Genomic DNA, 19,589 nt, shown 5'->3' with positions numbered 1-19,589 from the left:
CAACCAGGCTGCTGAATCCTTCAGCAAACGATCCGAAAGCGGGTAAAACCGCTTTGACTCAGCATGCCGACTCCATTAATATGCGCCCTGTAGCACGATTCCTCTGTAGTTCAGTCGGTAGAACGGCGGACTGTTAATCCGTATGTCACTGGTTCGAGTCCAGTCAGAGGAGCCAAATTTAAAGAAGCCCGCTCAGGGAAACCTGAGCGGGCTTTTAAACATTATTACTCCTGAGTTCTGTCCTGTCTGAGTTGAAAAAGTTATTGTCATTGTGACATGCACTGACCAGTACCCTGATCGTGGTTTTAAGTTTAAGACTTTTCCAGGTCAGCCATCTGAAAACCGTTACCTGTTGTTGACCCTCTGGAATTCAGCTCTGCTAAGGCCGCTTTCCCGTTAGCTTCACGCATACGATAAGCATAGACAGTGTAACTAGTGCGACTCATGGTGCGCTGCCAAAACAAGATAACATGATGGCTACTGTGGAACATTTTTGAACGTGCTGACACAAAAACGAAAATTAATCCTATCGGAGATTTATTGTGTCAGGACATATCCCCAGAAGTTCACAAAATCCCTATCAATATTCTGCTTATCCAGAACGCCCCTCTTCACGGCAAAGCAACACGCAGGTCAATAGCATGCAGCGTCCTCCTTCGCGTTCAGGGGCCTTTTCAACGAGTCAAATGCGCAGTGCTATGCCAAGGCTACAAACCAGTTTTACTTCGCATCCTTCTCGCTCTCAAGGTAACGATTCCATACCAACGCCTTCGCACCCTTTATCTGCTCAGAGCGCGAGCAGCAGCGGAAGTAGCGCGATGTGCATTACCCGCCAACCTACTCAATCGCGTTCTGATAGCCTCCATGGCATGCCCCAGCGCTCGCAATCACGGTCTGGCCACCGGGCGCCAGCCCCTGAACTCACTCATGTAAGGCAATTACCGCCCGATGAACAAGAACGTTTTTTAAGTGAGCACGATCCGATGAGGTATATGCATAACCTCAACGCCAATACCAGTCTTTATCGGACTACCGAACGCCGATATGTCAGCAACGGCTGCATACAAGGGAATCCTGAGTCAATGGCAAGAATTGTGCGTCATGACAAATTAGTAGCGAATCAATCGAGCAGATTTTATGCTGATGCGCGAGTAGGAACGGCTGAAGCCTATTCACCGGCACCAGCTCGTGCAAGTGATCTCGGCCCTACACTGAATGTAATGGCAGGCTCTCAAGCTCATACCTTTGCCGCGATGTACGGCCGGCAAAATCCTAATAATATTGTTGTTAAAATGAAATTAGGGGATTTTCTCCAACGTGGTGGTAAAGTCTATTTTGATGTCGGCTCAGCTATAACAGGGGATCGGGATACAGCGCCTTTAATTGTCACATTACCCCACGGTAAGAGTGTTCCAGTACAAATCGTACAATAATCAGCTTACATTGATTAGTATGCTCAAACTGAGAACATCAATGTGACAATGAATAAACCAGTGAATGTCGGTCTTATGTATTATTAATACAGACAGTGAGGCCTGACATACCTGTAGCAAAAATATATTAAAACATTCGAATCGATCATAATTAATAACAATAGTGATAGTCTTCCTATACATATTTGAACAACATTTACACCACACTCGAAAAAAAATTTTCAAACATGGTTTTACAGCGGAAAATTAAAGACACTACGCATCCAAAATACGTTACCTTTAATAAAGGGATCTTTTTTAGATTCTACCCACCTGCAAAAAAAAGATGAGGAAATTATTATGAGAACGTCTTCCGACTCATCACGAATCGGCCAAAACGAACATTATTATGACGCAGTAGAGTACCAGCCTGAGAATGCAACGCCTACAACGATATCGCATAATGAATCGACGCAATCAGTGGCTACCGGCTCTGTTAACGACGCAACGGAAAGAGGCGCACTCAGTCCTAATGAAAAAGCGATACATAGTAGATTATCGCGCATCTTTGAAAAGCATATCGACGCTGATAATTGTGATGCGCTGGATAAAATGATTCTAACCAGGACAAAGCAATTGCATAGTATGGGTGAAACGCCGGAAAGTATTGAAGCAACAATTCTGAAAGGCATACGGTTAAACAGAGCTAATCATTTTTTGAGAGGTGCGGTAAGATCCATTCCGTTTGCGGCTTCATCGATGGCGATTGATTCATTTCCTGTACTATCATCGTTTGCGCATCATGCTGCACTTCTTGGCATGAATGCCGGTATGCAAGCGAGTCTTGCAGATACTTTTGGCTGTTCTCTTCTGAATCGAATGACTGCGGACGTCACCTGGATGCAAGCAAAAGAGAATGAACTTGAACCCGTGATGCAAACAATATTTCATAAAAAACTGCCAACCGAAACTGCGCTTGCTGCAGAAAACAGCCTTTCCATTCAGTACTATAGCTTAAGAAACGCACTACGCATTGGCTTAAATTCAGGCGTATCAGCCTGGAAAGGCCCGGCAGTCGCTGCACAGGTAGACAGCTATTTTTCTGCCGTTGGTGGTATCGTTTCTGGCGGACTCATGAGTGTTACTAACAATGAAGTCAATTTAAAAAAAAACCGGATTGGTCCCGAATATCTTTTTTCACGTGTTGACTGGGCTCAGCAATATAACGCACTTAAAAACACATCACCTTTTAAAGACGGTGTCACTAGTGGGGTAAAAAGAGCCGCCTCTTTTCCACTGGATGTCATAACCGACTCGCCTGCAGCATTACGGGCGTTGGCAACGGCAGGTGGCTTGGGAAAAACCGCGATTATGGCAGGTGGCGTTGGCGCCGTCAGCTGGGCCCGATCCGCAGTGATGGCCGCCATGGGCAGTGCTCATTTCAGTTCAGCCTCAACGCAAGCAATGAGTCATCTGGTAAACACTTTAGGATTAGCACCAATTTATGCGTCAGTTCCGGCCGTAGAAATTATGGGCGAGAAATTGGGTAACGACATGAGTCATGCCATTCATGAAACTCCAAATGCCATAACAAGTGCGGCCAGTTGGTTAGGGAAACAATTCCAGGGAAAAATGCAGAGATGATTAAAAAATCTTATTTATGAATACAATAACATCGAACCTGGAACTTTATTATTTTTTAACCTACTTAAAATTGACCTAATGAGGTCACAATATGGTCAATACATTAAGAGGATAGGAAAATGAATACTATATCTGGTAGCAATGCACAGCCATCTATGCCTTTACATGTCAATTCATGTGAAATTACGCTCAATTTGGATAACAACAGGAATACGCCCACCCAGAGTAATGAGCCTATTAATAACAGAAATATCAACTTTGGTGGTAATGCGGGAACACCATTAGATAATGAGGCTTCAAATAACACTAGCAATGCCAATAATAACTCTGCACAGCTTTCTCAAACCATCATGCAACTCATGCAAATGATGATGCAGATGATGCAGTCACTTATGCAAAGCTCTCAAAAAAATAATGACCATACCGGTAGTATTCAGTCACCCTCCACTGGAGGTGCGAGTGATGTTGATGGCTCAGATGATATCAATGGCTCAGATGATATCGATGGCTCAGATAAAACTGATGAGTCTGAAGATGTTGATCAGCCTGAACAAGGGAATTCAGAGGAAAATGGCGGAACTGCATTTCCTTCTCAACCAGCAGGATCAGGCGTTGGGGAGAATAGTGGTGTCTCATCATCCGGTTTGCATCTACCTGAAAGTCTCAAACCTTTTGAAGGTGCCATTGAAAAAGCGTCCAAAGCATCAGGCATTGATCCGGCAGTGCTGGCAGGCCAGATCTATCAAGAATCAAGAGGCGTTATCAATGCCTCATCAACGAACGGTGGCAACGGATTGACTGATGCCGGTCTCATGCAAGTTAACGAGAACACATTTAAGGATCTGCAAACAAAATATCCAGATCTCCTTAAGTCTGATGCAAATCCCAACAACCCTGATGACAACATTATGGCAGGAGCGTTGTACATGAAAGATATGAAAGCGCAATTTAATGGTGACGATGGTGCGGCATTGCGTGCTTACAATTCAGGGCCAGAAAATGTGAACCTAAGTAATTTAAGTGATATTTCAAAATATGGTACCGGCGATTCAACTTACGTTAATAAAGTTCAGAATTTCGCAGCCATTATCAAAAGTGGTACAGGTACTCTCCCTGCGTGATTTTAGTTAATTTACAGGCAGTATGATTTAGATACTGCCTTACATTATCATATCGTGAAAAAATATAAACATGGAATCTCCACTATAAATAAACTCCAGTAGCCATCCGACACTTACGATTAAATCGTTAGTGTCAGAAACTTAAGTATATATCCTGCAGAATGACTTCACCAACCTTCCATTTTAAGTCCTGTCTACGCAATGTTGATCTAATGCCGTGTCCCCATAGAAATTCATCAATAATACCCAACAAGAATAAAGAAAAGCAAACGTGGTAAGGATATCCCTACAAATAAAAGGCGATTGCCTACAGTAAGTTCAGAGGAAACTGATAGTTCGTCACGAAGTGCTAATGAATGATATGAGTTAACTAAATTAAAGAAATAAGCGTTAATTTAATTTTTTGAGTATGGGATTTTTTTAATTCAGGTAGCCGATTTACCTGATGTAATTTCAAGGGGAATGGTGAATAAAATGCTTACAAATCGAGAAAAACTATACGAATTATATGATTTTCCTGAAAAAAACAGGGAGTGTGCAATCCCTGATGCCCAGAATGACGCCTGTTTTCCGCGCATCCAAACTGAATCTGGTGAAGCAGATTTCCATGCTAGCTTGCACAAAATGATAGAAACACTCGCGCCTTTAGATGTTGACCTGCTTCTGGAAGGTGAGACCGGAACAGGAAAAGATACATTAACGCGTAAAATTTATGAACTTTCAGGCGCTAAAGGGCCTCTGGTACCTGTCAATTGTGCGGCTATTCCGGAAAATCTTGCAGAAAGTGAACTTTTCGGTGTGGTTTCTGGAGCCTATACCGGAGCGATAAGTTCACGCCCCGGATACATTGAAACATCGGGCGATGGTATTCTTTTTCTTGATGAAATTGATAGTATGCCTTTGGTTTTACAGGCCAAGCTTCTACGCGTGCTTGAAACACGAAGCGTATGCAGGCTTGGCTCAACCCAGCCTATTGAATTAAAGTTACGGGTTATTGCGGCATCCCAAACGCCGTTAATTAAACTTGTCGGACAAGGGAAATTCCGACGAGACCTCTACTTTCGCTTGTCAACAATTAAAATTCAGACCCCAACCTTAAGATCAAATGCTGAGCTGATTATTCCTTTATTTCAGCGATTTACTTTTGAAGCAGCGGAGAGATTAAACCAACCCGTCCCTGCCCGCTCACTCGAACTGGATGAGTCGCTTCTATTGCATGCCTGGCCAGGAAATATTCGGGAACTTAAGGCCGCAGCAGAACGCTATGTATTAGGGCTTTCACCTTTAAACAGTTCTGTCCCACGTGAACCCGGCGCGACATTGCTTAAAGATCGTTTGCGCCGCATCGAACGTTGTCTAATCACAGACTGCCTTAAACGTCATGAGAATAAAATTGACAACGTTGTACATGAATTGGGGATACCTCGACGTACACTTTATCACAGAATAAAAATGCTAAATATTGGTAACGAATGATCTTTGTATAAATTGAATATGATTATGGAACTAACACAAAGCCCCCTCCACTTAATAGTTGAATATGTCGTGTATTCATTAAAACGTAACTATTAATTTATAAGAGGATATAGCTATGCCTTCAACGAGTTTAGCAAGTATGGCAGGTGGTTTTGCAGGCGGTGCGGCTTCAGGTGCAGGTCAGATGGCCAGCAGTAGTGGTTATGCAGCAGGCATGACAGGCGTAATGGCTGAAATGCAGTCAAACAGTATCAAAAACGCCCAGATGGGTGCTGAAATGCAAAACCTGAACCAAATTGCTAACAACGCAATTACAGCAGGTAACGCAGCGACCCAGAACAAAGTACAGTACTAAGTTATTCCTTTACGGGCTGTTTCTGCAGCCCGTAATTTTCCTAATAAGTTTGTCAGGAGACAAAAATGAAAGTCACCTCTATACAGAATACTAATGTTGCCCCTGACCTGACAATAAATGCAACATTCTCAGAACCGCAAAAATCAGACGTTGACTATTTTTCATCACAACTTGCGGTCGATTCCAGCGAGTCAGAAGCAAAAAAGATTAAACCAATATCACATTCATCGGCAATTTTTTCAGAGTTATCACAAACCTTTTCTAGTAATGAACATAAACGCGACCTGGCATTTAAAGACCTTAAAAATGCTTCTCGTTCTTCTGATATGCTTGCTATGAGCAGAGCTAATGAGTCCATCTCAAACTATTACATTGAAAGTCTGATGAATGCCAAAATTGTTTCTAAAGCGACGCAAACTCTCGATAAACTAACTAACCTGCAATAATAATGACGATGAAAAATATCGCCTTAAAATTATCATTTTTCGTGCTGTTATTTACCCTTTCAGGGTGTAATGACGCAACGGTGTTGTTCAGTGGTCTAAGCGAAACCGATGCAAACGATATTATTGCGGAACTTAATCAGTATCATATTGATGCTCACAAGCAGATGGACAAGACAGGTGTTGCAGTTTCCATCGAGTCATCAGAAATTGAGCGAAGTGTAAAAATACTTGATGCAGTTGGTCTACCACATAAAGCACGAACGAACCTTGGCGAAGTTTTCCAAAAGAATGGGGTGATTTCAAGCCCACTTGAAGAGCGTGCTCGTTATATTTATGCACTTTCTCAGGAAGTTGAATCAACACTATCGCAAATTGATGGTGTTGTGACCGCGAGGGTTCATGTCGTACTCCCCGAACGTATTGCACCAGGTGAGCCCGTACAACCTGCGTCAGCATCTGTTTTTATTAAATATCGTACAACACTTGATCCCGATAGTATTGAGCCGCGAATCCGTCAGCTTGTTTCAACCAGTATACCTGGCTTGGCTGGTAAAACTGATCGAGACTTATCTATCGTGTTTGTTCCCGCACTCACATACGAAGATCATACCGATATTATTCAACTCGGCCCATTTCAACTGACACCTGATGAGTATAATACGGTTAGGTGGTGTATCAGTGGCTTTATCGTTCTTATTCTGGTTGTTATTTTTATTTTCTTTCGAGCCGGTAATAAGCTCAAACGCCTTACCAAACGTACAGAATTACCTGCGGAAAAATAGCGATGACAAATGGGCACGAGATTGATCATTGGGTTGAATGGTGGCATAAAGGATGGTGGGTTAATATGGATGATAGCTGGAAAAACCATGCTGTCTTCCAGTTGCCGAAACAAGCAATAAAACAAATTAGCATGCATCATGCGAGTGAAATGTCGCACGTCTTTGGTGTTCCTGATTCTCTTCCTCCACCTGTTCATTTGAGAATTTTAAAAATAATCAATCTCAATACGCAGGAACGCGCGTCGCTATTGCATATCATTCATGAAATGTGTTTTCCTCATCAGCGCCAGTTTACATTCAGTTCGGCCGAAAAAATTAACTATCGCCGTATATCGCGCGCTTTACGATGTGAGAAATGGCTCTGCGCTGATTACAGTACTTCGGGTGAAGCGACTGCGTTAGTTCTGCTCAGAGAGCTTTCTATGGAAAACTGGCCAAGACTCCGTTTTAGTTTCGACAAACATAACATTCAGCAAAGTGAGCTCATGACGCCCAATGAATCTATTCACCCGGGACGGTTAAACGCACTGTGGGAGTCAGCCTTATGGAATCTTCCACAATACGGGAACTGAAACTATGTGGGTCAAAAAGAAAATCACATTACTTCCCTCTGCGCCCAAGGTGGATAGCAACATCATTCACCTGGAAGATCTGGATATGCATGAGAAGGGCTTATCCATTATTGAACAGGCGAAAGCTCAGGCGGTTCTTTTGTTAGAAAAAGCTAATGAAGAAGCCGCTTTGAACAAAGAAAAATCCATAGAATGTCATGAAGCGCTGCTACAAGAACAACGTAAAAATCAAGAAGAAATTTTTTTATTGCAGGCTAAAGCTTTTTTTAATGAATGGGAAATACAACGGCAAGAATGGTCAAAGCGTCTTCTGCCACGTCTTGAAAATTTGCTGGTTGATGCACTTACACAAATACTTAACGAACAACCCATGGATATTAAAGTCAGTTCAATGCTTTCGCACCTGAATCAAGTACTGGATACTAATACTGGCACAACGCTCTATTGTTCATCAGACATCAGCCCTGAAATAAAAAAATGGCTTGCCACGCATCCGGAACTGAACTGGACTTGCAAAATAGATAAAAACCTATCCCATGTCTCGCTACGCCTGGAAAATGAAAAAAGCGAAATACCAATTAGTTGGCAATCTCTTTGCAAAAAAATGGCGCAACGTCTTCAGGAATAAGGGTTAATCTCTGGGAATATTCTGTTGGAACAGTCAATATCAACAGACCACTTAATCATTAAGCAAGTACAGGAGAGATAAAAATGAGTAGTGATGTAATGTCAAGGCGTCTGGATCACAATCTGGTTAAAGCACAAAATGATGCTTTCAATTTTGCCCGTAACCAAAATGACAATCCATACGACATTGGTGATATGTATGCTTTCCAAATGGCGTTTATGGACGTTTCAAACGCTAACTGGGCAAATTCACAGTACACTCAGTTCACTCATGGCATTCGTAAAGCCATCATTGACTCTATTACATAATGGATGAAGATGCTATTTACAGGGAAGTAGATAACTGGCTCAACTGTCCTGAAAGACCGCTTGAGCTACTATTTAATGATATTCATTTATGCCTCGAACGCTGCAATGGAGGATTTTTTGTTTTCTCGCGCGTTATTACTTTACATGAGGTTAACAACGATACATTAAAATTACCAATAATGATAACTCCGTTTGCACTTGAAAAGTTTGGTTTAACCGCTGCGGCACTGGGTTTAAACCCATCCAGTCAGACACTTTATCTTATACAGCGTATCGATCAGGATAAAACGGAGGAATTATTTTCACAACTAGATGACATCAGCCAGCAAACCGAAATATGGCAAGCCGTTATTAAAACGATACTCCCTGCAACTGTCTATTCAGCGTCCTGATAAAAGGAGAGACGCGTGTTTAAACTTAAACCACTCATTACACATTGCTTACGCTCACCACTTATTTTTGCACTCGCACTTAGTGCCTGCCCTATTTATAGCAGCTATGCCAGTACGCCAGATGACTGGAAAAGTGGTGCTTATGCCTATTCGGCCGATCAAACATCACTCAATGTGATTCTTCAGGATTTTGCAAACGGCCATGGAGTCGATATTAATATCGATGGACTCCCCGAGGAAACGGTCACTGCCCGCTTACGGTCAGAAAGCCCGGAAGCCTTCCTCAACCGACTTGCACTTGAATATCATTTTCAATGGTTTGTTTACAACAATACACTTTATATTAGTGCACAGTCTGCACAAACCTCCCGTAGATTAAAAATCAGTCAGGATGCAGCACCGGATATCAAACAGGCATTGGAAGGCGTGGGACTTCTGGAGCCGCGATTTGGCTGGGGAGAATTACCTGATGATGGTGTTGTGCTGGTGACAGGTCCACCGAAATATGTCGATCTGGTTTCTGAGTTCAGCAAAAAATCCGAACCAGATGAAAAGAATACAGAAACCACTTTAATGGCTTTTCCACTTAAATATGCTGATGTTGCAGACAGGAGTATTAACTTCCGGGACAAAAAACTCGTCGTACCGGGCGTAGCAAGTATTTTAAATGAACTCTTGGGCCAGGGTGGGAGCCAAAGCGCAGGTGGTGTACAGGATAACCAGGGCGGGAACGCGGGCAGTGACCTTGGCGACATGGCACGTCAGAATCAGATGAATGGCGCCAATATGCTTTACAATCAAATGCTGCAGCGTGTTACCGGTTTGAATGCAGCACATGAACATAATGGGGACTCGGATCATCCAGAATTACAAGGTAAAGTGTCTGCCGATGTCCGCAACAACACGTTGCTTGTAAGGGATGACAAAAAACTCCGCGCGGAGTACCAGGCACTCATTAATATGATCGACAAACCTCAAAAGCTCGTTGAGATTGATGCTTTGATTGTCGACATAGATCGTAATGAACTGTCTCGTCTTTCTGTGGACTGGCAGGGCCAGTTTGGCAGTGTCACGGGGGGACCGTCATTATTAAGCGGTGCAACCCCTACCCTTGCCATTACTGATCCAACACGTTTCATTGCAGATATTCAGGCACTTGAAGGCGAAGGAACAGCTTCTATTCTTGCTAATCCCTCTGTATTGACGCTGGAAAACCAACCTGCCGTCATTGATTTTAGTAAGACAGCATTTATAACCGCCATAGGTGAGCGCGTAGCGGATATTCAGCAGGTGACTGCCGGTACCAGTCTTCGCGTTACCCCGCGTTCCATTGGTCAAATTCCAGGTAAAGAAGCTGTCCAACTGGTTGTGGATGTTGAGGATGGCAAACTTAACGAAAAAGAAGATGGTTCGGCCAAAAGTACTGAAAATGGCGTGATTAGTACGCAGGCGCTTGTGCAGGCTAAACGATCGTTGGTTATGGGTGGATTTCATACACAACAAAGCGGAGACAGTGACAGCGGTATCCCCATTTTACGAAAGATCCCGTTTTTAGGACGTTTATTTAGCAGTACTAATCGCACGACAGAACAACGCGAACGTCTGTTTATCATCACCCCTCATCTCATTGGCGATCAGGTTGATCCCTCTCGATATGTTGATGCTGATAACCGGGGAACCGTTAGCGATGCATTACAAAATATCAATCGTCGACACGAGTTTGCCAACAGTAAACGCGAGATTGAGAATGCAATGCGTGAACTGGCTGAAGGCCACCTCCCTGGGGGAATGAAAGTCGCTAACAGTGGCCCTTCATTGAATGCACTCTGCCAGTCACCGCTGACCTTCAGGCAGGAATCTCGCCAACAATGGTATTCGAATGACAGTTTTGCCATTACGGTCGGTGTTATCACGAATGTTTCCGGCCAGTCACAACGATTTGATGAAGCAAGTTGTCACCGGGCACAGACGCTCGCCGTTTCTGCATGGCCTCATTCAGAGCTAAAACCTGGCGAATCCACCGAAGTGTATATCGCTTATAATGCAGAGGCGTCGCCATATCAAAATCGCGCGTCTTTACTTCAGCGTAACAGTCTTCGTTCCTCACCTGTTCAGTCTGCACAGGCAGGGAAAAAACCGACTCACCATCATAAAAAGCACACTCATTCAGTGAATCTTGTTTCAAGCGAGACCCAATCATGATGAAAATTTTAGTCATTATCACAGCCTTTATTCTTACGGCCTGCAGTACACCGAAGCTGCCGGGTTGCCGTGAAATGTCATGTCGGCCTGTCTCAAAACCTGACAGCTTAACCATTTGGTGGCAACCCGATTTGAGAAATGGCCCTTATGATTACACCTCCGTCTCCGTCAATCAATGATCGTTGTTAATGATATCAATGCGTTTATCCAGTGCAGCGTCAGGAATGAACGCTGCCGGTGGCACTTGAGTCACAAGCTGACGTTTGAGTTGGCAGGTGACAATGTCCCACAATTGTTATTACGGCATAACGTTGACTTCAGTAATTCAGCAACCATTTTCAATGCACTGACGGTACGGTATCAACAGCCATCTCGATTTGATGGCTGTTATATTACCAGTGACGACGCTGGTAACTTAATTATAACGTATCATTTAAGACCAGGTGATGACGCACACGATATTATAAGATTATTAATCGATTTAAGTGAAAGCCTTCCCGATTGACATCCCCCCTGTAAATATTATTTACAGGGGGGATTTTAAAACGAACAGTAAGTGATGACGCATCTCATCACATAACAAGAGGCATCTTTGATGCCGCAATGTACTATGCCCCTAATCCCCTCCTAAAAGATAACAAACCGTCCCCGTGCTTTGTTTATGTTTTCGCTTTTCGTAGAAAAGGCTGACGTAACTATTTATTGTTCACTTCCATTAATTCATTGAACACATCAGGCTCAGCCTTAAAGCCCTTGTATCCTTTTTCTTACCAGAAAAAAACACTTTAATTATATTAATGGAACGAGTGAAGACACCATGACACACAGTAGTTTGATTTTATTAACACAATAAGGAAAATGATTATGTCTGGTCGCGTTCCCGGTAGCGCTCAAAACCCATTTCAATACTCATATTACCCCGATCGTCCCCCCTCCCGACAAGGAGGCAGTTCATCTTCATCGATGAACATTTACGGCATGCAACCACACGCTAGCCATTCTGGTCAGATGCCTTATGCCGGACAGAGTTTATATAGTATGGCACCGCGTCCTCCTTCTGCAGGAGGCTATGGTATGCCTCCACGTCCCCCTTCAGCCTCAGGGTATGGAATGCCACCGCGTCCCCCTTCTGCTTCAGGCTATGGCATGACATCGCATCATCCTTCGATGGGAGGATATGGTATGCCTCCACGCCCACCTTCTGCAGCCGGTTACAGTGCTCTGCAACGGCCCCCCTCCCGTTCGGGCACCTCTGGCGCTGCGCCGACATCCATGGGGGGACGTCCGGGTGCAAACCGTGCCACCGTCTATGGCAGGCAGGTCGCCACTACCGCGGTAGCACAAAATGGTTTTACCTCAGCGTTTTCTGGCCCGAATTCGAATGCGGTTTTACGACGTGGGAATATGCAGATACCCGCGAACGTGCAACAAAGCATCCTGCGCCATCGGGCTGATTATATCGCTCAGGCCAGACGTAATCTGGCACGTCTGTCGAGTCATGAATTGAATCGTTATCCGGACCAGCTGAGGCGGCTTCACGACACAACGCTTGCCTATAGTCATCAGTACGCGCAGCGCAGAAGCATTGCGACGGTTGCTGATGCGCTGGACCGGTATCAGGCCGATTTTGGTGATAACTATTTAATGAATGTGAATGCGATGGGATATCCCTCACTGCGGCATTACTTAACGGCTGTGCATCAAAATCCGGTCAGTGAGCAAGATCTTAATCATTTTGTACAAAATTTTAACGAAAATTATGGTATTGAGGGACAAACAGCAGAAGAATTTAACGATACCAAAACGCACATTGAACGAAATCTCCGTGCGCCCACGGCAGCCTTAGCAGAGTTTTTAGCGCACGCACCCCGTATTTCTGGGGTCACTGTGCAAAAAGGGATGATAGCCGAGGATAATCTGTACGGCACGCGTATCAGTAGTAACGCTGCATTACGGCGAGTTCTTAACGGTGACGCACTTTTATTCAATGGTTTTCTTAGCACCACATCAAGCAGCGCTCAGGCCCTACAGTTTTCAGGTATAAACCGGCTTGATGAGCTTGGCTCTCCTATGTATACCATTGATTTGCGCAGTGACGATCCTGTAACAGAGTCACTCAGACGAACGACATTGGCTAAGTTGCGTACTGAAAACTGGAACCCCTCTTCCCTTATCTTTAACTTTGCGGCGAATAATGCGCGCGGTATCCATGTGGATGCTATGGATGCCCATAATCCCACCAGCATAAGCTTTGTTGGAGAGAAGGAAATTTTATTCGCACCGGGACACAGTTTCCAGGCGAATAAAGTCACGTTCTGTAGCCAAGGATGCGTGATTGATGGTGAGCTGGCATACAGCCGTTGACGCTCACAAGCCTGTAACCCGCCCTCCGGGTGGGTTACAGGCCCAAGGGCATTTTAAAGACAGGGCCAGAGATTCGCGGGTGTATTTCAGGATCGCAGTATGATTACAGCGCATTTTGCATACCCAACTTAATCGCGTGATGTCCGTCAGGCTGATGCAGACTGTACTTCTGCCAAAAACTCAACCACATCCGTGACCTGATTCATAAATCCTTCAAGCATATTGATGAAAGTCTGCTTATTCAGAATTGCCAGTTCGACTTGTGTACAGAGTCGTAGATTATCTTTATCATCTAACGCTAACCAGCAGCCACGCATCGCGTCCATTTCAAAGTTGAGCGCTAACAACATGCGCAAATACCACTCTGTTGTTTTCATGTTTTCGGGCAATGTTTCAATTCTACAATGAAAAAGCAGACTCTCACTCTCTGCAGGTAACTCAATCACTGCGGCTTCCTGCTTATCTTTAAAAATGGCACACACACCATTATTTAATGACAGTACTGTATTGTGTGCTGCTCCCCATGCCGCAAGCCATGTATTCACGTTGTCAGTCGCAGACATCTTCTCCTCCTTACTCAACCTTTTAGACCCCAATGCTGCTGCTGCCCCTGTAATAACATTTGTGCAAGCGCTTCGTTGGCGTTTGCAATACGCCCTTCCAGACTGTAGCCAACGGGGTTGTCTTGATTTGCACCATAACTAAAGTTGATTTTACCCAGGCTGCGTTTCATTGAAACGGACGCGCTGCTTGCCCCCCCCAGTAAAAAAGCAGGTGTGCCAAAGCCATCATTTTTAATCTGATTTTTAGTAAATTCGACTGCTTTAATACGCATCTTGCCTGGCGAGAGCAATTCACGATGGAGATCGTCGGGAACATTCTTACCGGACAGTAAACGCTCTTCCAGTGCATCGCGCTCCTCATCCTTGAGTTCGAAGGTGACAACGGCAGTGGCACTCGTATTATCCTGAAGTGTCTTAATCAAGGCGGCCAGTTCAGCATCACTCTTAATCATATCGTGAAGCGATCCTAAATCTGCCGGTCCCAGTATGTTTTTCAACATATGAGCTAACATATCCCCAACGCTTTCACCTGTAACTTTGCTCATGTTGTTAACAGTAATTTTATGCTCAGCCCCATCCAGTAATAAATTTCCATCCTGCCAGGCCTGATGTTGACGTATCAGTTTATCCAGTTTGCGCAATGACTCCCGCTGTGAGTTGTTATGCGTATGCATATTTCTTGGCGTAAAGTGCTGGTTTAACTTGGTCATTTTTTCTAAGGAGGTCAGCTTGAGCTTGTTATGCTCTTTTTCGGGATCTTTCAGTTCCTCCAGAAGCTGAACCGTAGCTGAGTCGGTGAAAGCGCCTTTAATACTGTTGGTTAGCTCTTCGATGTCAGTTGATGCAATCTCGCGTGGTACTTTAGTCGTAACAGACAGGTTGTGTTTGGTTGTGCTGTCAACGCTTAACTGTACTGATGCGCCAAGGGCGGTAAAAAACGGGATGCGTCCCCTGTCATCTCTTACTGATACACCTATAGGGATTGCCGCACTGACACCTGCGACACCATTGCTAAAAACCTGAATACTGTTATTGCTTCGGCCGTAAGAGGTACTGTCCTCTTTACGTGTTCGGTCTCTTTCTCGCGTTGCTGACATCAAATTCCCCCCCACATTAGCAATCAATCCAGTGCGAAAGTTAGAAATCACATGCTTTTCGGATTTAGGCGTAACGGGAAACCCCACCGAGGCTTCTACCGCGAAGTTCGCGTCCAGACTCACGGTTGCGACATTGCCATGTTTGACACTGTGATTGACGCCCATATTGAGGAGTGTTAATGGATCAAGCGTTCCCTCTTCGAGGCCGCGTATAAACTGAGGAAAATCTGCTTCCGTAATATCAAAACTGACACTGTTTTGCTTTTTTAAATCGAGCGGTCTTGCCGACATCACGCCGCCAAAACGAATTGTTGGAGACAGATCGCGATCACTATCAATATGAATAGGGTGCGCTTTCATATGATCCGTTAGTACGTTATAACCGACCCCACCTATTACGGTGACACTTCCTCCACCATCACGCCCCAGGCTGATGTTAATCGCCCCCTCACCACGCGTGAACGTCATATTGTAATTTCTGGCAAGATTTGCGCGGATACTGCCCGCAGCAATAATACCGCCGGCATGCGTGCTTGGCGCCCCGCTAAAGGTGCCGGTCACTGTATAAGCACGACTAAATGACAGGCTTTCTCCTTTTTGCATCGTACGCACGGTTTTATCAAGACGTCTGATTAAGTCAGCCTGATCTTTAGCATGTGTCACCGTTCTGGCCGTAACATTGACGGCATGTTCAGCCTGAGAAAACGCCTGAAGCATTGTTTTCATGGCATCGTAGTTTGCCTCCAGCCTGTCATTGTCCGTAAAGCCCTGTCGAGTAATTTGGTTAATCGGGTTATTTTCCCATTCATCCAACCGCAGGCGGCTAAATTCTTGCCTCAGGCTGCCAAGTTCAGTCTGGCGTTGTTCTATAGGGTGTTGAAGTGCTGAGGCTATGCGCGTGGTAATATGATGTAATTTTACAAGCGTAACCGCATCAAGGATAAGACGGGATTTTATCAGGCCGGTTTTATCATACTTGTCACGGTGCATACCAAAGGGTACATTTTCTTTTTGATAAGACAGCTTTACCTTTTTTTCTGCAAGTGCGGTAAGGAAATGAGAGGCGTGGTTAGCCGTATCCCCCGGGTAATGCTTAAAAACAAGCAATAATTTATTGAGTAAATCGCTATTACGCAGTGTGGCAGGATTCATATGATTCGTAAAAGCGTTGAGTTCGGTTTTCACTGGAGCTTCAAATTTTTCATAACGCTCTTTAATTTGGCGAGCCTGATGCATCGTGCTTTGTGCAATAATATGATTAAATGTCACCACATCCTCTAGCCACTCCGGTGCCCCTTTTCGGCTCTTAATCAGAGCAAGTTGTTCGTCAAGAGGCAAGGCTGCAGGATCGACAGGAGGCTTATCCAGAATATGGTTCAATGCTTCAAATTGTTTACTTTGTTCCTCATAAATTGCAGTTAACCCTTTGCGTCCGCCATATTTATGGGTGACTAAAGCATAGGCATTTTTCAGTGGCATCAGACGAATGAGGGGACGAAACACAAAAGTATTAAGACGGGTACGAAATCCCGTATGCACTTTCGTACTGTCATGTCCGGTCTGCCCAAAAGTATTTACTTCCTGTTTATAGGTAAGACCTGTTTTAGCGACCCTAGCTTCAGGCGTAGCTCTGCTTATGCGTGTGAAATAACGCTCCGCATAATTATTCATCGAGGTGTTACGAAGTGCGTTTTCGGCATCCACATATCGCCAGCGGCCATCACCATCATTTGCTAATAAATGTTCGCCCATTTTCAATAAAAGCCGTTCACGTTGGTTTACCAGAAATGAATCTGGAAGCACATTCCAGGCATTACCATCGTCATCGATTTCTTCTGGTAAATTTTCAATTTTCATATCGTCCAAACGCCCTCTTAGCCAGTGCTCAGCGGCTATACTGAATACGGTTCCCTTGTCACTGAGAATAAACAGGCGATTTGACGGGCCAATAGCAATATCTTTAATTGCATGTCCCCCTTTGACACTGTCATATTCCAAATCCGGTTCTAAACCTTCAGTCGTTTTTGCCACAGCGCTGTACATGGCCTGATTTAATACATTTTTGCTGAGCCTTAATGGCGCGTGTCTTTCCCGACGATTATCGTTATTGACGTGAATGATATGCAGATCGCCATCATGTCCAAGCTGAACAAAGCGCCCATTATCAAGTATCGCGGTCGCAACCCTCTCATGATTAGGTTCAGTCCCCACCATGGCAGTGTCTTCTTTTACGCTTTTCTTAACCTGATATAGCGCAAAGACATTCTGCCCAGCTTGTATTTTATTACTGGAAAAATTTAATTTCAGTTTTTTAACATCGTTCTTGTCGGTAGTAATCCATGCCTGGCCATCCTGACCACAACGTAATGACGTTGCCTCAATTTCTGTTGACTCCCAGGCCTGGGTGGTATCGTTAAAAAAATGCACTTTTCCCTTGTCAAGGGTTAACAGCCCACCTTGACTAATACTGACAATGTGCACAGGGTCAGGCGAAATCTGTGGTAGTCCTTTGTTATAATTCAGAACAAGGCTGTCACTTAGGTTCCAGGCTGACTGTATGCTTTCGCCATCTTTAAAAGGACTGATAACAAGAGCATGCTTTCTGTCCATAGCGTCTTTAACAACCGCATGCAAACGATTATTTTTACCATGGATCAAATCCTCGACAAAATACCCTTCGCCAACATCCTTGCTTAATTTTTGGTGAAGTAATATTTCAAGAACACGATTTTCCCCTGCACCAAACTGCAGTACGTCTTGCGCATGAGCTGTCGTTGCAATATGAATTTTTCCTTCACTGCCGACACCAAGCAATGTATTTTCAGCATGAGCAATAGTATTCAGGGTTAAACCCGATGGTTGGATTTTCCAGGTAACATGCTCATTATTTGATGCATCGAATCTGGGCAAGTGTTTAATGCTTTGTTGATGTCCCTCTTCACTCTTGACGAGAAGAAATGTTTTACCCTCAGTCGAAACAGAATAATGTTTAATGTTTTCCTCAATGGGAGAGGTTTGCGAGCCCGAGTCTATGTCAAACAGCGAATGGTTATCATAGATACAAAAAAGTTGTGCATTTTGCTGCAAACTTAATCGCATAGAAGATTTATCCGTCTCTGTACCGGGAAGCGTATAGTGTTTCCATTCTGTATTCCCTTCAGCCATTCGATACATTTCACCGTCAACCATGCGGAATAAATGCTGAGTTCCACGCTGAATGAATATACCGGAAAGGTGGCTGAGTATAGCATTGTCTGGAGAAGTAACTTTCGCCTGCGAGTGTATGCGACCAGAATGAAGTTCTGAGATACAGATATCTCTATCATCATTAAAGGTAATGGCACGCGTTGAGGACTGATGACCTGTAGGGGTAAAAAAAGGACGGCCAGCATCCTTACGACGAAATTTTGCTTCGGCTTGACTACTGGTAATGCCGATTAGTGAATGAGGAAAAGTATGAAGATAGATTAATCTCCCACTGTCTTCCAAAAGCGCGTGCTGAAGATTTACCGCATCAGATGCGGTGTACTGATAATGTCTGTTTGCATCTCCAATAGTTTGGCTCAAAAATGATTTTCGAACGTCACATTCACTCATCACTGTTACATTATGATTATCTTCGAGCAGTATTTTAACAGTTGCATTTTTAGTAAGTTCACTAAGATTTTCTGATGTATCCGATGGAGTAAGTCTGTCTGACGTGGCAAAGTTAACATGATATGACATCGATGCTGAGGGATCTGTTATTACTGACCCAGTTTTAGGTGCGGCGGTTTGTAAAGACGTACTACCTCCGTTTTCAGCGCGTTCACGATCCCATAAAGCATCAAGCGCATGTTCTATGCTCTCTTCCTCATCCGGGAGATTAAGTTGCAAACGGGGTGGAGAACCAGTATAGCTGGCGTCAACTTGATGGCGGGGTTCAACACCTGTTTCTGCAAGATGTTGTGCCCGTTTTTTGTGAAATAGTGAACTGTTAAAAAAACGTTTGAAACGGCTACTCTTTTTGGCAGGAGCATAATCAGACTGATGAAGTTGTTCTGCCAGGGTTGAAGGATGCTCACTCAGCGTTCTGTTTAGCGTACCTCCGCCTGAGTGCAAGGGCGCCATAGGCTGTTGAACGACACTTTCCTGACGACGTGAGACAGTCGATAAAGTTTCAGTGCGCTGGTTTTTACGTAAACCCAGAGTAGAAATAACATTCCGCATTACAGAGGCCATAGCACC

The 19,589-nt window shown here is 44.2% G+C and carries 17 protein-coding genes and 1 tRNA gene; 16 read left to right on the top strand and 2 right to left on the bottom strand.

What is annotated here, in order from left to right; translation table 11 throughout:
* Positions 1-99 precede the first annotated feature (99 nt).
* From AAIE03_RS05255 to AAIE03_RS05180, 16 genes are all read left to right on the top strand, one after another.
* Positions 100-175: transfer RNA gene (locus AAIE03_RS05255), tRNA-Asn, on the top strand.
* A 466-nt stretch (positions 176-641) separates the two neighbouring features.
* A complete protein-coding gene (locus AAIE03_RS05250) occupies positions 642-1,433 on the top strand; it encodes an AvrPphF family type III effector (protein ID WP_498563164.1) in 792 nt (263 codons plus the stop codon).
* Positions 1,434-1,772: 339 nt separating this feature from the next.
* The gene (locus AAIE03_RS05245) at positions 1,773-3,056 is read left to right on the top strand and encodes a hypothetical protein (protein ID WP_105076847.1); all 1,284 of its coding nucleotides are present in this window, start codon (positions 1,773-1,775) and stop codon (positions 3,054-3,056) included.
* A 119-nt stretch (positions 3,057-3,175) separates the two neighbouring features.
* Complete coding sequence (locus tag AAIE03_RS05240; protein ID WP_222116744.1) at positions 3,176-4,177, top strand: lytic transglycosylase domain-containing protein; 1,002 nt, start codon at positions 3,176-3,178, stop codon at positions 4,175-4,177.
* 474 nt (positions 4,178-4,651) lie between these two features.
* The gene (locus tag AAIE03_RS05235) at positions 4,652-5,653 is read left to right on the top strand and encodes a sigma 54-interacting transcriptional regulator (RefSeq protein ID WP_112900220.1); all 1,002 of its coding nucleotides are present in this window, start codon (positions 4,652-4,654) and stop codon (positions 5,651-5,653) included.
* Positions 5,654-5,768: 115 nt separating this feature from the next.
* Positions 5,769-6,008: a hypothetical protein gene (locus AAIE03_RS05230; RefSeq protein ID WP_128574363.1), complete on the top strand. Its 240-nt coding sequence runs from the start codon at positions 5,769-5,771 to the stop codon at positions 6,006-6,008.
* A gap of 65 nt (positions 6,009-6,073) precedes the next feature.
* Complete coding sequence (locus tag AAIE03_RS05225) at positions 6,074-6,454, top strand: EscF/YscF/HrpA family type III secretion system needle major subunit (RefSeq protein WP_105076846.1); 381 nt, start codon at positions 6,074-6,076, stop codon at positions 6,452-6,454.
* An 8-nt stretch (positions 6,455-6,462) separates the two neighbouring features.
* Positions 6,463-7,236 (top strand): type III secretion system inner membrane ring lipoprotein SctJ, encoded by a 774-nt coding sequence (gene sctJ / locus AAIE03_RS05220; protein WP_105077022.1) that lies wholly within the window; start codon positions 6,463-6,465, stop codon positions 7,234-7,236.
* A 2-nt stretch (positions 7,237-7,238) separates the two neighbouring features.
* Complete coding sequence (locus AAIE03_RS05215) at positions 7,239-7,808, top strand: hypothetical protein (RefSeq protein ID WP_042677806.1); 570 nt, start codon at positions 7,239-7,241, stop codon at positions 7,806-7,808.
* A gap of 4 nt (positions 7,809-7,812) precedes the next feature.
* On the top strand, positions 7,813-8,436 hold the full coding sequence (locus AAIE03_RS05210) for an HrpE/YscL family type III secretion apparatus protein (protein WP_498562848.1): 624 nt from the start codon (positions 7,813-7,815) through the stop codon (positions 8,434-8,436).
* Positions 8,437-8,519: 83 nt separating this feature from the next.
* The gene (locus AAIE03_RS05205; protein WP_042677804.1) at positions 8,520-8,744 is read left to right on the top strand and encodes an HrpF protein; all 225 of its coding nucleotides are present in this window, start codon (positions 8,520-8,522) and stop codon (positions 8,742-8,744) included.
* On the top strand, positions 8,744-9,136 hold the full coding sequence (locus AAIE03_RS05200) for a hypothetical protein (RefSeq protein WP_145033689.1): 393 nt from the start codon (positions 8,744-8,746) through the stop codon (positions 9,134-9,136). The genes AAIE03_RS05205 and AAIE03_RS05200 overlap by 1 nt, the downstream gene beginning before the upstream one ends.
* A 15-nt stretch (positions 9,137-9,151) precedes the next feature.
* Positions 9,152-11,338, top strand: a complete 2,187-nt coding sequence (gene sctC / locus AAIE03_RS05195; RefSeq protein WP_498562847.1) for a type III secretion system outer membrane ring subunit SctC — start codon at positions 9,152-9,154, stop codon at positions 11,336-11,338.
* A complete protein-coding gene (hrpT, locus tag AAIE03_RS05190) occupies positions 11,335-11,517 on the top strand; it encodes an HrpT family type III secretion system protein (protein WP_308736891.1) in 183 nt (60 codons plus the stop codon). The genes sctC and hrpT overlap by 4 nt, the downstream gene beginning before the upstream one ends.
* Positions 11,514-11,843, top strand: a complete 330-nt coding sequence (locus AAIE03_RS05185; protein WP_491653048.1) for a hypothetical protein — start codon at positions 11,514-11,516, stop codon at positions 11,841-11,843. The genes hrpT and AAIE03_RS05185 overlap by 4 nt, the downstream gene beginning before the upstream one ends.
* Before the next feature lie 641 nt (positions 11,844-12,484).
* On the top strand, positions 12,485-13,702 hold the full coding sequence (locus AAIE03_RS05180) for a hypothetical protein (RefSeq protein WP_220089229.1): 1,218 nt from the start codon (positions 12,485-12,487) through the stop codon (positions 13,700-13,702).
* A gap of 146 nt (positions 13,703-13,848) precedes the next feature.
* Here AAIE03_RS05180 and AAIE03_RS05175 read toward each other — a convergent pair whose 3' ends face one another.
* Positions 13,849-14,265: a type III secretion system chaperone gene (locus tag AAIE03_RS05175; RefSeq protein WP_194762191.1), complete on the bottom strand. Its 417-nt coding sequence runs from the start codon at positions 14,263-14,265 to the stop codon at positions 13,849-13,851.
* A gap of 14 nt (positions 14,266-14,279) precedes the next feature.
* On the bottom strand, positions 14,280-19,583 hold the full coding sequence (locus AAIE03_RS05170) for an AvrE-family type 3 secretion system effector (RefSeq protein ID WP_498562846.1): 5,304 nt from the start codon (positions 19,581-19,583) through the stop codon (positions 14,280-14,282).
* Between the last annotated feature and the right edge of the window lie 6 nt (positions 19,584-19,589).

The sequence above is a fragment of the Pantoea sp. Ae19-2 genome, assembly GCF_059801205.1.
Note: the sequence above shows the minus strand (reverse complement) of the source record. Positions and strands in the feature narration are given on the sequence as shown.